Here is a 13,501-nt window from a genome sequence, read left to right on the forward strand (position 1 = left end):
GCTCGTCAGCCGCCGTAGATCGCGGCGATTTCGTCGGCGTACTCCTTCATCACCACGTTGCGCTTCACCTTCAGCGAGGGGGTCAGCTCGCCGGTGGCCTCCGTGAAGTCCCGAGGCAGGATCCGGAACGACTTGATCGCCTCGGCCTTCGAGACCGCCTGATTAGCGTAATTGATCGCTTCCTGGATGGCGGCCCGCAGCTGTGGATCGTCACGCAGATCGGTGACGCCTGCCTCCGCGGGCTTGCCGTTGTCGGCCTTCCACGCCGGCAGCGCCTCCTCGTCGAGGGTGACGAGGGCGGCGATGAACGGCTTCCGGTCACCCACGACCATGCACTGGCTGACCAGGACGTGCCCGCGGACGCGGTCCTCCAGCACCGCCGGTGCCACGTTCTTGCCGCCGGCGGTGACGAGCAGCTCCTTCTTGCGGCCGGTGATGCTCAGGTACCCCTCGTCGTCGAGGCTGCCCAGGTCACCGGTGTGGAACCAGCGGTCGTCGTCGAGGGCCTCGGCCGTCGCCACCGGGTTGTTCCAGTAGCCGGCGAAGACCTGGCCGCCCTTGACGAGGATCTCACCGTCGTCGGCGATCCGGATGGTGGTACCGGGCAGCGGACGCCCGACCGTGCCGATGCGGACGCTTCCGTCGAAGTTGGCGGCCACGACCGGGGAGGTCTCGGTCAGGCCGTACCCCTCCCGCACGTCGAGGCCGATACCGCGGAAGAAGTGGGCCAGCCGGACGCCCAGCGGGGCGCCGCCGGAGATCGCGTGGGTGCAGCGCCCGCCGAGGGCGGCCCGCAGCTTGCCGTACACCAGCTTGTTGAACAACGCGTGCTGGGTCCGTAGCACCAGGCCCGGGCCGCCGTTGTCCAGCGACTCGCTGTAGGCGATGGCGATCTGCTCGGCGCGCCGGAAGATGGCGCCCTTGCCGTCGGCGGTCGCCTTCTGCTGCGCGGTGTTGTAGACCTTCTCGAACACCCGCGGCACCGACAGCAGGAACGTCGGCTGGAACGACTGCAGGTCGTCGACGAGGGTCTTGACGTCGGGCAGGTGCCCCATCCGGGCCCGGGCCTGGATGCAGCCGGTCTGGATGATCCGGGCGAACGAGTGGGCCAGCGGCAGGAACAGCACGGTCGACGAGCCCGGCTGGAACATCGACCGGAGCTCGGGAATCGCGTTCGCGATGTCGAAGTACAGGTTGCGGTGGGTCAGCACGCAGCCCTTGGGCCGGCCGGTGGTGCCGCTGGTGTAGATGATCGTCGCGGTGTCGTCGGCGCGGATCGCGTGCCGGCGCTGCTCGACCTCCTCGGCCGGGATCGCGGCCCCGTCGGCGACCAGCTCGTCGACGGCACCGCGCGGTGAGTCGATCTGCCACAGGTGGGTCATCGCCGGGCAGCGGTCCCGGACCTGCGCCACGACCTCGCGGTGCGTGTTGGTCTCCACGAAACAGGCGACCGCCCCGGAGTCCGACAGGATCCACGCCACCTGCTCGGCGCTGGAGGTCTCGTAGATCGGTACGGTCACCGCGCCGGCGGCCCAGATCGCGTAGTCGATGAGGGTCCACTCGTACCGGGTGCGGCTCATCAGCCCGACCCGGTCGCCGACCTGGACCCCGGCGGCAAGCAGCCCCCTGGCCAGCGCGACCACCTCGTCGCGGAACAGTGCACAGGTCACGTCCTGCCAGATGCCACCGACTCGGCGGGCGAACTGGACCGCATCGGGCGCCTTGGCCGCGTTGTCCCACACCGGATCGGTGAGCGTGGCCGAATCGTCGATGATCGCGACCGGCGGTACGGAGAACTCCCGCACGTCGACTCCTCGCGTGTCTGCTGACCGGTACCCGGAACCTACCGGCAATGTGATCGCAACTGTATGTGGGGTTTGCCGTTCCTCGCGTCGTGAGCGAGGTCACCCGGGGTCGCTGGCGCATCCGTCGCCGAGTTCGGGTGAACCCGGCGCGTATCTCCAGCCCGGCGAGGGTAGCCTGCCGTTCATGACGGACACCTCGACGCAGTCGATCATCATCGACGCGCCGTGCGATAAGGTCGCCGCGGTCATCTGCGATTTCTCCAAGTACCCCGAGTGGGTCTCGGCGGTCAAGTCCGCCGAGGTGACGGAGGAGTACGAGGACGGCTACGCCAGTCAGGTGCGGTTCGTCCTGGACGCAGGGGTCGTGGCGGACGAGTACATCCTGTCGTACGACTACGCCGACGACCTCTCGCGCATCGAGTGGCACCTGGTCAAGCCATCGAAGATGCAGAAGTCGCAGGAGGGCTCGTACGACCTCACCGACAACGGCGACGGCACCGCCACGGTGACGTACACGCTGGCCGTGGAGTTGTCGATCGGAATGCTGGGAATGTTCAAGCGCAAGGCCGAGAAAATGATCATGGATTCCGCGTTGAAGGACCTCAAGCGCCGCGTCGAGTCCCTGGCGGCGGTGTGAGCGAACGGATCCGCGGTACCGGCGTGCCCGCCTCCCGTGGCACGCACGCCGGTACCGGCGGGACGGATTGTGGCGGTGCTTCGACGTGAACAACGGTGACGGCCGGATCGGCACTCCGCGTGAGGAGGCCGAGCGGCTGATAGCGGCGGGTCTGGGCTGGGCATCGACCGCGCTGCGCGGCGTGGAGGCCAACCGGCAACTGCGGATGCTGGCCGACCAGGTGCTCAGCTCCGAGCGGGTGCACGATCTCGCGGCGGGCCTCGCCGGCTTCGTGGCCGGCGCCACGAACGGTCCGGATGCCGGCGCCAGGTCCGCTCCGGATGCCGGCGTCACGAACGGTCCGGATACCGGCGCCGGCGCCGGTCCTTCCGTCCACTCCGGTGGCGGCCCGACCGCCGGCATGTCCACCGGCTCCGCGGACTGCTGCGTGTGCCCGGTGTGCCGGCTGATCGCCGCCCTGCGCGACCCGAGTCCGGAGTTCGCCGAGCGGCTGGCGTCCGCGGCGGGTGACCTGGCGGTCGGAATCAGCGGGCTGCTGCGGGCGTTGAGTGGTGCGGTGCCCGCATCCACGGCCCACCGGTCGCCCGGCGATCCGTGGCACGCGGCCACCACGGCCCCGCCTCCGGCCCGGCCGGCGGACGCCTCCCCGGGGCCGCGGGTATCGGGTACGGTTTCAGATCTTCCCGCCTCCGCGGACGCCGGATCTCCGGTGTCCGAACGGGTGGCGGCGGACGCCCCGGCAAAGAAGCCGGTGGCGGCGGACGCCCCGGCAAAGAAGCCCGTGGCGAAGAAAGCCGTGGCCAAGAAGGCCGTGGCGAAGAAGACCGCAGCCAGGAAGGCCGGGGCCGAGGAGGCTGCGGCCGGGCAGACCGCGGCAAGGAAGGCCGTGGCCAAGAAGGCCGTCCGGAAGCCGGTCCGCAGCGACCCCGAAGACGGCACAACATAGGAAACGAAAGCAGGAACGCGTGTCGCTGACCATCGGAGTCGATATCGGTGGGACCAAGGTGCTCGGCGGAATCGTCGGTCCTGACGGTGAGGTTCTGGCCGAGGCGCGGCGGCCCACACCGGCTCAAGACCCGGCCGGCACGGCCACCATGATCTGCGAGGTGATCACCGAGCTGACCGCGATCCACCCGGTCGAGGCGATCGGCATCGGCGCCGCCGGGTGGATCAACGCCGAGCGGTCGGTCATCATGTACGCGCCGAACCTGGCCTGGCGGGACGAGCCGCTGCGCGACGAGATCGCCCGCCGGTTCAACGTCCCCGTCGTGGTCGAGAACGACGCCAACGTGGCCGCGTGGGCGGAGTTCCGCTTCGGCGCGGCCCGCGACGCCTCCGACTCGATGGTGCTCTACACCGTGGGTACCGGGATCGGCAGCGGCATCGTGATGGGCGGCGAGCTGATCCGCGGCGCTCACGGGGTCGCCGCCGAACTCGGCCACGTCCGGGTCGTACCCGACGGCCTGCCTTGCGGCTGCAAGCGCCACGGCTGCCTGGAGCAGTACGCCAGCGGCACCGCCCTGGTCCGCTACGCCCGGGCCACCGCCAAGGAAGCCCCCGACAAGGCCGAGCGCCTGCTCGCCCTCGCCGGTGGGATGCCCGAGGCGATCACCGGCCCGATGGTCACCACCGCGGGCAAGCAGGGCGACCCGGCCGCGATCGCGGCGTTCGAGCAGGTCGGGTACTGGCTGGGCAACAGCATGGTCGACATGGTGCAGATCCTCGACCCGCAGGTGATCGTGGTCGGTGGCGGCGTGGTCGAGGCCGGTGACCTGCTGATCAGGCCGACCGAGGCCAGTTACCGGGACAACCTCGAGGCGCGCGGCGCCCTGCCGGTCGCCGAGGTACACGCTGCGCAGATGGGCAACCTCGCCGGGGTCGTCGGCGCGGCCGACCTGGCCCGCCGCTGACGCCGATGGCCGGTGGCCCGCCGCTGACGCCGATGGCCGGTGGCCCGCCGCTGACGCCCGGGAGCCGGGGTGCCCGGCTGCGCCTGATGTCGTACAACGTGCACGGGCTGCGCGACGACGTCACCGCCCTGGCGGCGGTGGTACGGGCCGCCGAGCCCGACGTGGTGGTGTTGCAGGAGGCGCCGCGGCGTTTCCGCTGGCGGGCGAAGTCCGCGGCGCTCGCGGCCCGCTTCGGCCTCGTGGTGGCCGGTGGCGGCCTGCCGGCGCTCGGCAACCTGGTCCTCACCAGTCTGCGGGTACGGGTACACGGCGAGCGCTGTGTCCGGTACCCGTTGACGCCCGGCCGGCACCTGCGCGGCGCCGTCGTCGTGGACTGCTCGGTCGGCGGTACCCGGTTCGCCGTTGCCGGCTCGCACCTGGCCACCGACGAGCGTGAACGGCCGGTCCAGGCGGAACTCCTGCGACGGGTGATCGCCAGGGTCGGTGCGCCGCTGCTGCTCGGCATCGACGTCAATGAAACCCCGGACGGCGGTGCCTGGCGTACCCTCACCGGCTCCCGGCTGGTCGACGCGGCCGCCGCCACGGGGCAGGCCGACCGGGCGACCTTCCCGGTCGGCGCGCCGGACCGTCGCATCGACGCGGTCCTCGTCGACGCCCGTTGCGAGATCGTCGACTACCGGGTCTTCGACCCGCCGCCGGCGCGGCTGGCCAGTGACCACTTCCCGTTGCTGGTCGACGTCGCCCTCCCGTAGCCAGGGCTCGGCCACGGCCCGCCCGCCTCGACCCTGGCCGGTCCGCCTCGACCGTGGCCCGCCGGGCCGGCCTTGATCGACACAACTTCTGAGAAGTTGTGGTCTCAGTCCCGCCCCGAGGCAACAACTTCCCGGAAGCTGTGCTGATCTTGCCCGGCGATCCCGCGTGGTGGTCTTGTGCGGTGATCTTCGATATTCCGTGGCGTGAGGGTGGACAAGACGCTCCGGATACCGAGAGGATGCCGAGCCGGGGAGGGAGTCAACCGTGAACGATGACGACGCCGTCCGGCCCGGCACCGCGGCCTCCGCGGCGCGGGACCGGAGCGACGGCGAGCCGGCGGCCTACGCCGTATCGGACCGGCGCGACGGCGAGCCGGTGTACGACCGCGGCGACGCGGTCTGCGTGATCGGCGCCGGCGGCAGCGGGCTCGCCGCGATCAAGAATCTCCGGGAGGCCGGGTTCAGCGTCGACTGCTACGAGCGGGAGACCACCGTCGGCGGCGCCTGGAACTGGCGGCACGACCGCAGCCCGGTCTACGCCAGTACCCACCTCATCTCGTCGAAGCCACTCACCCAGTTCCCCGACTTCCCGATGCCCGACGACTGGCCGGACTACCCGCACCACTCGCGGCTGCTGACGTACTTCGAGCGGTACGCCGACCATTTCGGACTGCGCGAGCACATCTGGTTCGGCACCGAGGTGGCCCGCATCGAGCCGGTCGGTGACGGGCACCGCTGGGACGTCACGATCCGGGGCTCGCGCGGCGGCGAGCCCCGGACCCTGCGCTACGCCGCCGTCGTGGTGGCCAACGGCCACAACTGGTCGCCCCGGTGGCCGGAGTTCGAGGGGCTGGCGGACTTCCGCGGACAGGTGCTGCACGCCAGCGGGTACTCCGACGCCGCGCAGCTACGCGGCCGCAAGGTACTCGTCGTCGGTGGCGGCAACACCGGCTGCGACATCGCGGTGGAGGCCGCGCAACAGGCGGCGCACTGCTGGCACTCGACCCGCCGCGGCTACTGGTACGCCCCGAAGTACGCCCTCGGTCGCCCCACCGACCAGGCCGACGACCTGATGCGCTGGCTGCGGCTGCCGCTGGCGCTGCGGCGCTGGCTGTTCGGACGGCTGCTGCGCCTGACCGTCGGTGACCCCACCCGGCTGGGCCTGCGCCGGCCCGACCACAAGCTGTACGAGACGCACCCGGTCGTCAACAGCCAGCTCGCGTACTACCTGGGCCACGGCGCGATCACGCCGGTCGGAGACGTCGCACGGTTCACCCGTACCGGCGTCGAGTTCACCGACGGCGGGTCCGCCGAACCGGACCTTGTGGTCCTGGCCACGGGGTACCGTCCGGAGTTCGCGTTCACGAGCCCGGAGCTGCTGGGGATCGGCCACGACGGCCGGCCCAGGCTGCGGCTCCAGATGTTCTCCCGGACCCACCCGACCCTCGCGGTCGTGGGTCTGGTCCAGCCCGACAGCGGCATGTTCTCGATCGCGCACTGGCAGGCCGTGACGATCGCGCGGTGGCTGCGGCTGCGGGAGACCGCCCCACAGCGGGCCGCGGCCCTCTGGACGCGGCGGCAGGGCGAGCCCGAGCGCCGGTACACGTCGGCGAAGGTCAGCGACTCCGAGCGGCACTGGTTCGAGGTCGACCACGTCGTCTACCTGCAGGCGCTCCAGCGCTCTCTCGACGAACTGGAGGCGGCGTGACCACGAGGATCATGCGGCAGCGGGAGTGGGCGCTCCCGCCCGTGCCGGTGCGCCGCGAGGTGCTCACCGCCACGCCGGCCGACGCCGGCGACGCGCCGCCGGTGCTGTTCGTACCCGGCTTCAACCACGGCGCCTGGGCGTTCGCCGAGCACTGGCTGGAGCACACGTGCGAGCGCGGCTTCCCGGCGTACGCGATGAGCCTGCGCGGGCACGGCGGGAGCGGCTCGGCACCCGGTACGACGCTGCGGGCGTACGTCCACGACGTCACCCAGGTGGCGGCGAGCCTGCCCCGCCAGGCGGTCCTCGTCGGCCACGGAGCGTCGGCACTGGTCGTGGCGCTGGCGCTGGCACGGTACCCGGCCAGGGCGGCCGTCCTGGTGTCACCGGTCTTCGGCGGTCCCGGCGCGGCGTTCTCCGCCCTGGCCCGCAGCCCGCTGGCGATCGCGCCGGCGCTCGTCGGGCGGCCGCTGCGACCCCGCCGGGCCCACCTGTTCAGTCGGGACCTGCCCGTCCCGGACGGCAACCGGTACGCTGCGCGGCTGGGTGGCGCGGCGGCACGGGCACAGTGGCAGCTGGCCCTCCACTCCGCGCCGGAAGCGCCGGTCGGCGACCCGCCGGTACTCGTGGTCGGCAGCCCCGACGACCGGCTCGTGGGCCGGGCCGCACTGACCACCGTGGCCCAGCGGTACGGCGGTGCCCCGCTGCTGTTCCCGGGGATGGGGCACGACCTGATGCTGGACGCTCGATGGAAGGAACCGATCGACGCGATCCTGGACTGGCTGGACAAGCCGGACCAGTAGGGCTTACACGACGGCGCCGTCGTCGGTGTCGTCCTCCTCCTCGTCGCCGGGGCGCAGCCGCCAGATCAGCGTGACGACGCCGGCCAGCAGCCCGCCGAAGCCGAGGAGTTGGGCCACGTCGGCGTCGATCGGCACCAGGTCGGGCTTGAAGAACAGCAGCAGGCCGCCCACGATCCCGATCAGCGCGAGCACCACCTGGGCCGGCGGGCGGGGGACCGGGGGAGGTGGCGGGGGCGTGTAGCCCTCGTCGTCGTCGGGCAGCCCGGTGCCGAAGGTGTCGAGCGCGTCGAGCAGGCTCGGCTCGTCCGGGGGCCGGCTGGTCGGCGTGCCGGATCCCCGGCCGCGTCCGTCAGTGGCGCGCGCGTCCGGCTCGCCCGCCTCTCGGTCCCGGCCGCCCGCCTCGCCCGCGTCGTGACCGATCCGGTGGCCGAGGTCGGGGTCGGTGTCGTCGAGCGCCCGTTCGGAGACGTTCTCGGCCGCCGGCCAGGGCGGGGCCCGGTCGTCGAGTTCCACGTCGTACCCGGCGACGATGCGCGCCCAGGCGGTCTCGACGTCGACGCTGTCGGTCGAGTCCGCCCCGGTGGCCGGCGCGCCGGCCGGGTCGGCGACGGCGGCCACCGGCGCGTCGACCCCGGCGTTCTCGTCGGCGCGCAGCCGCGCGAGGTACTCCCGGGCCCGGTCCAGGTGCTCCCGGTCGGCGTAGAGCCGGTCGGTCGGCCGGGCCGGCAGGGTCGTCGTCCGGGTGACGGGGTGCAGGTCCGTGGCCGGCAGCAGGTAGGCGGCTATGCCCTCGCCGGCCAGCACGTCGAGTAGATGCTCGCCGACGCGCGGATCGACGTCGCCCACCGCGGCGTACTCGGCCGCGCTGAGCCCGTTGTCGCGCCTTCCGCGCCGGGAGCCACCCGCTGGCACCGGCTCTGCCCTCCTGACGCGACCGCCCGCCACGCCGTGGAGTACGACGTGGGTGGCCGCTGACCGAAATCCTGACACGGTTGCCCACTGTTCGGGGAGTGCGTTGTGGTGTGAGGTACCGGGTTCGTACGCTCAACAACGACGTTCGTACGCTCGACGGCGGACCAGGCGGATGCGGCCGGCGTGCCGTAGTGCGTCGGTGTGCGGGCAACCGGTGCATCTGGAAGGACACGTGTGGTCTACTCGCTGCTCAAATACATCATCCTCGGCCCATGGCTGCGGTTGATCTTCTGGCCCAAGGTTGAGGGCCGTGAGTACGTGCCTGACGAGGGCCCGGCGATTCTGGCCAGCAACCACCTCTCCTTCTCCGACTCGATCTTCATGCCACTGATGGTCAAGCGGCGGGTCACGTTCGTGGCCAAGCAGGAGTACTTCACCGGGCGCGGGCTCAAGGGCTGGCTGACCAAGATGTTCTTCGTCGGTACCGGCACGATCCCGGTCGACCGGTCGGGCGGGCGGGCCGCCCAGGCCGCGATCGACACCGGGCTGCGGGTGCTGCGCGAGGGCCACCTGTTCGGCATCTACCCGGAGGGCACCCGCTCACCCGACGGCCGGCTCTACCGGGGCAAGACGGGCGTGGCCCGGCTGGCACTGGAGAGCGGAGCGCCGGTCATCCCGGTCGTGATGCTCAACTCCGACAAGATCCAGCCGCCCGGCAAGCTCATCCCGCGGCTCAAGCGGGTGCGGATCCGGTTCGGCCCGCCGATGGACTTCTCGCGGTACGCCGGGATGGCCGGCGACCGGTTCATCGAGCGCGCCGTGACTGACGAGATCATGTACGAGCTGATGGAACTGTCCGGCCGCGAGTACGTCGACGTGTACGCCCAGAAGGTGAAGTCGGGCAAGGCCAAGAGCGGCAAGCCGGAGCAGGCCGAGCCGACCCCCGTGGTCGCCGCCTGACGTCGGCCGGCGCGGCGGTGACCACGATGCCGCCCGCGCCCGTCGTCAGCTCGCCGGGACCTCGCAGCCGGCCAGCCGCAGCAGGCCGGGCGCCTGGTTGCGCTCGGCGAACGCGGTGACCTGCGCGCGTACCTGCTTGCTCCGGTCGTCGTCGCCGAAGTTGCGCAGCGACCGGGCGGCGGCCGCGAGTGACAGCACCCGGTTGGTCGCGTGGCCCATCTCGGCGTACCGGTCCGCCGCCGCCAGGTGCAGCCCGGCCGCCCGGGCGTGGTCGCCGTCGGCGGCCGCGACGCCCCCGGCGACGGTCCGGGCCGCGGCCTCCACCCAGGCGGTCCGGTGCGACACCTCGCCCAGCATCTCGCGCAGCCGGGTCGAGGCGGTTCGCCCGGCGATCGCGGCGGCGTGCGACGCCGCGTCCACCCACTCGCCGCTCACCAGCGCCCGTACCGGCCGCCACGAGTCCACCAGCTCCGACAGCAGATCGGTCGCCTCGTCGAGGCGGTCCTGCAGGGCCCGGCAGAGGGCGACGTGTGACAGTGCGGTCCACTCCAGACGGTAGAAGCCGCTGCGGCGCCCGGCGGTCAGCAGCGCGTCGATCTCGTCGGGGTCGGCGCACCCGAGGTCATCGCCCCGCATGATCCGCACCTGCGCGCAGATCCCCCGGACCTGCAGGTCCCACTCGCCGCCGGTGGTGGCCAGGTCGGCCTCGGCGGCGAGCATCCGGTCCCACTCGCCGTCGACGTGGGCGAGCATCGCCTGGTACGAGTAGCCGGTCGCCAGGTTGTGCCCGCCGGGCATGCCCAGGCGCACCTCCTCCAGCAGCGCCAGCGATCCGGCGTAGTCGCCCTCCTCGCGCAGCGCGTACGACAGGTTCTGAATGGCCCGGCGCAGGGCGAGCAGGTGCTGGCTGCGGCACAGCTCGGTGACGGCCTGTAGCTCGGCCAGGCCGCCACGGTCACCGGCCTTGTACCGGGCGGTGCCCACGGTCACCCGGGCGTTCGCGGCGACCTCGGCCAGGCCGAGCCGCTCGGCGATGTCGGCGGCCATGCCGGCCGCGGTGACCGCCGGGTCGCGTTCGTGGTTGAGCATGTGCAGCCGGCCCAGCTCGGCGTACGCGTCGGCCTTCTCCGGCGTGTCGGGCAACTCCCCGAACAGCTCGACCGCCCGGTCCAGGCAGGCCAGCGCGGCGAGCCGGTCGGCCCGCAGCCACGCGGCCTGTCCGAGCAGCGTCCACGACCGGGCCGCGTTGGCCCGGTCGCCGCCGGCGTACAGCCGCGCGGCCAGGGCCCGGAGCCGGTCCTCGCCGCCGCCGGCGAGGAACGCGTCCCGGTCGGAGTAGAACGAGATCTCGGTGGCGAGCAGTTCGACGCCGAGCCGTTCGAGGACCGGTACCGGGTCGGTGTCGCCGTCGTCGAACAGCGCCAGCGCCCGTGCGGCGTGGCCGGCGGCGGTCGCGTGCGCCTGGAGCGCGTACGCCCGGCGGGCGGCCCGCCGCAGCGCGTCCCGGGCGGGCGGCGCGTACCGCTGGGCGTCCAGGCCGAGGGTGCGGGCGATCTCGTGCGCGGTGTACCGGTGGTGCGCGAGCACCTCGGCGAGGTCGGTGGCCCGGTCGCTGCCCACGCCGTCGAGCCACTCGGCGGTCCGCTCGTGGCGGGCCACCCGCTCGGTACGCGGAAGCCGCTGGTAGCAGACGTCGCGGACGAGCACGTGGCCGAAGCGGTATTCGGGTTGGCCCGCCATGGTGGAGGTGGGCTGCTCGTGGATGAGGTCGCGCTGTTCCAGCCGCCGTAGCGCCCGTTCGATCACGTCGACGGGCTGGTTGAGCGCCGCGGCGACCGCGCCGGGCCAGAACTGCATGCCGACCACGGCCGCGGCCTGCAGGACGGTCCGGTCGGCCGCGTCCAGCAGGTCGACGCGGTTGGCGATGACGGCGTGCACGCTGTCCGGCATGGGCAGCCCGTCGGGCAGGGCGAGCGCCTCGGCCGGGCGCAGCCGGCCCTGCTCGATGAGCATCCGGGTGTACTCATGGGCGTAGAGCGGGTTGCCGTCGGCCAGCTCGACCAGCGGGTCGAACATCTCGGCCGGGAACGCCGCCTGGCCGAGCAGGTTGGCGTACATCTTGGCGATCTCGGGCCGGCGCAGCGGCGGCAGCGCGATCGTCAGCGACCCGGAGATGGTGCCGGCCCAGGTGGGGTGCCGTTCGACGAGTTCCGGCCGGGCGGTGCACAGCAGCATCAGCGGTACGTCGCGCACCGACGCGCCGAGCAGCTCGACGAAGCGCAGCACCTTCTCGTCGGCCCAGTGGAGGTCTTCGAAGACCAGGACGGTCGGCCGGCGCGCCGCGAGGGCGACGACGAAGCGCCGCCAGGCGGACTCGGCCTCCTCGGCGGCGAGGGTCGGGCCGCGCAGGCCGACGAGGGGGCCCAGCGCGTCGGACAGGCGCGCCGCCTCGGCCGGGTCGACCAGGTCGCGCAGGGCGCGGTCGAGTCGGCTGCGGGCGACGTCGGCGCTGTCGGTGTCGAGGATGCCGGCCTCGGCCTTGACAATGTCGGCCAGGGCCGCGTACGTGACGTTCTCGCCGAACGGCGGGCACCGCCCGGTACGCCAGCACACGGCGGTGTCCAGCAGTTGCTCGCTGTGCTGGTAGAGCTCGCGGACCAGGCGGCTCTTGCCGATGCCGGCGCGCCCCAGCACGCTCACCAGCTGCGGCACCCGGTCCTGCAACGCCCGGTGCAGGGCATTGACCAGCAGGCCCAGCTCGTGGGTGCGGTTGACCAGCGGGGAGCCGTCGGCCTCCCGGTCGGGGTGGGTGCGCTGCAGCGGCGCGACCCCGAGCCACACCTCGGTCGGTGACGACCGGCCGCGCAGGGTGACCGGCGCCTGTGCCTCGTACCGGACCGCCGACTTGGAGGCGGCGTAGGTCGCCTCGTCGACGACCACCCCGCCGGGCGGTGCCACCGACTGCAGCCGGGACGCGGTGGTGACCACGTCACCGGCCACGATCGCCTGGCCGCCGTCGCGCGCGGCGGCCACGTCGACGAGCGCCTCCCCGGTCGCGATGCCGACCCGGAAGCGTCCGGAGAACGTGCCCGGACGGGTCGGGCCGCCGGTGTCCGCGTCGGTGGGCGCGTACCGGGCGAGGACCCGTTGCAGCTCCAGGCCGGCCCGCACGCAGCGGACCGCGTCGGTCTCGGTGGCCACCGGCGCGCCGAACAGCGCCATCACCGCGTCGCCGATGTACTTCTCGACGACGCCGCCGTACTGGCTGATCACCCGGCGGGCGGCGGTGAAGAACCCCTGCTGCATCTCGCGGACCAGCTCCGGGTCGGACTGCTCCACGTACGGGGTGAAGTCGATCAGGTCGACGAACAGCACGCTGATGCGCCGCCGGTCCTCGTTGGGCGCGGCGCCGGGTACCGGGGACGAGTGGCCGAGCGGGGTGCCGCAGCCGGTGCAGAAGCGCACGTCGGGGGCGAGCGCCCGGCCGCACTCCGGGCAGGAGGTGGTCAGCTCGGTGCCGCAGCCACCGCAGAACCGGTCGTCAGCGGAGGCCGCGCGTCCGCAGCGGGAGCACGACGTGGCGATGGTGCCTCTCCTTCGGGGTCCGACGCCCGTATCCTCACACGTCCCGCGGCCGGCGAACCAGGCGTTCGGCCCGGTCGGCGGGCAGGTGTACGGAACAAGACAGTGGACGACCGTCCGGCCCGTCTAGAGTTCGAGCGGATTTGATGACTTGTTTATTGGGGGTTTTCGATGGTTGCCGTCCGGCTCGCTCAGGATTGGACAGACGGCGGCGGGGAGTTCCACGCCGCCGGGGACATGGTCGACGTCGACGCCGTCACGCTGGCGCAGCTCGAGGCGAACGGGGTCGTCGCGTCGGCGGAGCCCGGACCGGGCAAGAACGGGACCAACTGGGCCGGCGAGACCGGTAACCCGCAGTGGGCCGGCGAGACCGGTACGAACCCGCAGTGGGCGGGGGAGACCGGGATCCAGACCTGAGCCGGGTACGGCCGACCG

The 13,501-nt window shown here is 72.6% G+C and carries 11 protein-coding genes; 8 read left to right on the forward strand and 3 right to left on the reverse strand.

Going from position 1 to position 13,501, the window contains the following annotated elements; genetic code table 11:
• Positions 1 to 5: 5 nt before the first annotated feature.
• Entirely contained in the window at positions 6 to 1,805 is a 1,800-nt protein-coding gene (locus ACNTMW_RS12040) for an AMP-dependent synthetase/ligase (protein ID WP_426633548.1), read from the reverse strand.
• A gap of 184 nt (positions 1,806 to 1,989) precedes the next feature.
• On the opposite strand from ACNTMW_RS12040, the gene ACNTMW_RS12045 reads away from it, so the two are divergent.
• From ACNTMW_RS12045 to ACNTMW_RS12070, 6 genes are all read left to right on the forward strand, one after another.
• On the forward strand, positions 1,990 to 2,442 hold the full coding sequence (locus ACNTMW_RS12045) for an SRPBCC family protein (protein ID WP_426633549.1): 453 nt from the start codon (positions 1,990 to 1,992) through the stop codon (positions 2,440 to 2,442).
• 85 nt (positions 2,443 to 2,527) lie between these two features.
• The gene (locus ACNTMW_RS12050; RefSeq protein ID WP_426633550.1) at positions 2,528 to 3,388 is read left to right on the forward strand and encodes a hypothetical protein; all 861 of its coding nucleotides are present in this window, start codon (positions 2,528 to 2,530) and stop codon (positions 3,386 to 3,388) included.
• A gap of 19 nt (positions 3,389 to 3,407) precedes the next feature.
• Positions 3,408 to 4,352, forward strand: a complete 945-nt coding sequence (locus tag ACNTMW_RS12055; RefSeq protein ID WP_426633551.1) for an ROK family glucokinase — start codon at positions 3,408 to 3,410, stop codon at positions 4,350 to 4,352.
• A gap of 50 nt (positions 4,353 to 4,402) precedes the next feature.
• Positions 4,403 to 5,104: an endonuclease/exonuclease/phosphatase family protein gene (locus tag ACNTMW_RS12060; protein WP_426633727.1), complete on the forward strand. Its 702-nt coding sequence runs from the start codon at positions 4,403 to 4,405 to the stop codon at positions 5,102 to 5,104.
• Positions 5,105 to 5,369: 265 nt separating this feature from the next.
• Complete coding sequence (locus tag ACNTMW_RS12065) at positions 5,370 to 6,812, forward strand: flavin-containing monooxygenase (RefSeq protein ID WP_426633552.1); 1,443 nt, start codon at positions 5,370 to 5,372, stop codon at positions 6,810 to 6,812.
• A gap of 11 nt (positions 6,813 to 6,823) precedes the next feature.
• Positions 6,824 to 7,612, forward strand: coding sequence for an alpha/beta hydrolase (locus ACNTMW_RS12070; RefSeq protein WP_426633728.1), 789 nt, complete (start codon positions 6,824 to 6,826; stop codon positions 7,610 to 7,612).
• Positions 7,613 to 7,615: 3 nt separating this feature from the next.
• Here the strand turns inward: ACNTMW_RS12070 and ACNTMW_RS12075 are convergent, their stop codons facing one another.
• Positions 7,616 to 8,524 (reverse strand): DUF308 domain-containing protein, encoded by a 909-nt coding sequence (locus tag ACNTMW_RS12075; protein WP_426633553.1) that lies wholly within the window; start codon positions 8,522 to 8,524, stop codon positions 7,616 to 7,618.
• 234 nt (positions 8,525 to 8,758) lie between these two features.
• Here ACNTMW_RS12075 and ACNTMW_RS12080 point away from each other — a divergent pair, with 234 nt between their 5' ends.
• The gene (locus ACNTMW_RS12080; RefSeq protein ID WP_426633554.1) at positions 8,759 to 9,484 is read left to right on the forward strand and encodes a lysophospholipid acyltransferase family protein; all 726 of its coding nucleotides are present in this window, start codon (positions 8,759 to 8,761) and stop codon (positions 9,482 to 9,484) included.
• Between the two features lie 45 nt (positions 9,485 to 9,529).
• On the opposite strand, the gene ACNTMW_RS12085 is transcribed toward ACNTMW_RS12080, so the two are convergent.
• Entirely contained in the window at positions 9,530 to 13,069 is a 3,540-nt protein-coding gene (locus ACNTMW_RS12085) for an AAA family ATPase (RefSeq protein ID WP_426633729.1), read from the reverse strand.
• A 168-nt stretch (positions 13,070 to 13,237) separates the two neighbouring features.
• Between ACNTMW_RS12085 and ACNTMW_RS12090 the strand changes: the two genes are divergently transcribed.
• Positions 13,238 to 13,483: a hypothetical protein gene (locus ACNTMW_RS12090; protein WP_426633555.1), complete on the forward strand. Its 246-nt coding sequence runs from the start codon at positions 13,238 to 13,240 to the stop codon at positions 13,481 to 13,483.
• Positions 13,484 to 13,501: the final 18 nt, after the last annotated feature.

Source organism: Planosporangium spinosum (assembly GCF_049999945.1).
GTDB classification, from domain to species: domain Bacteria; phylum Actinomycetota; class Actinomycetes; order Mycobacteriales; family Micromonosporaceae; genus Planosporangium; species Planosporangium spinosum.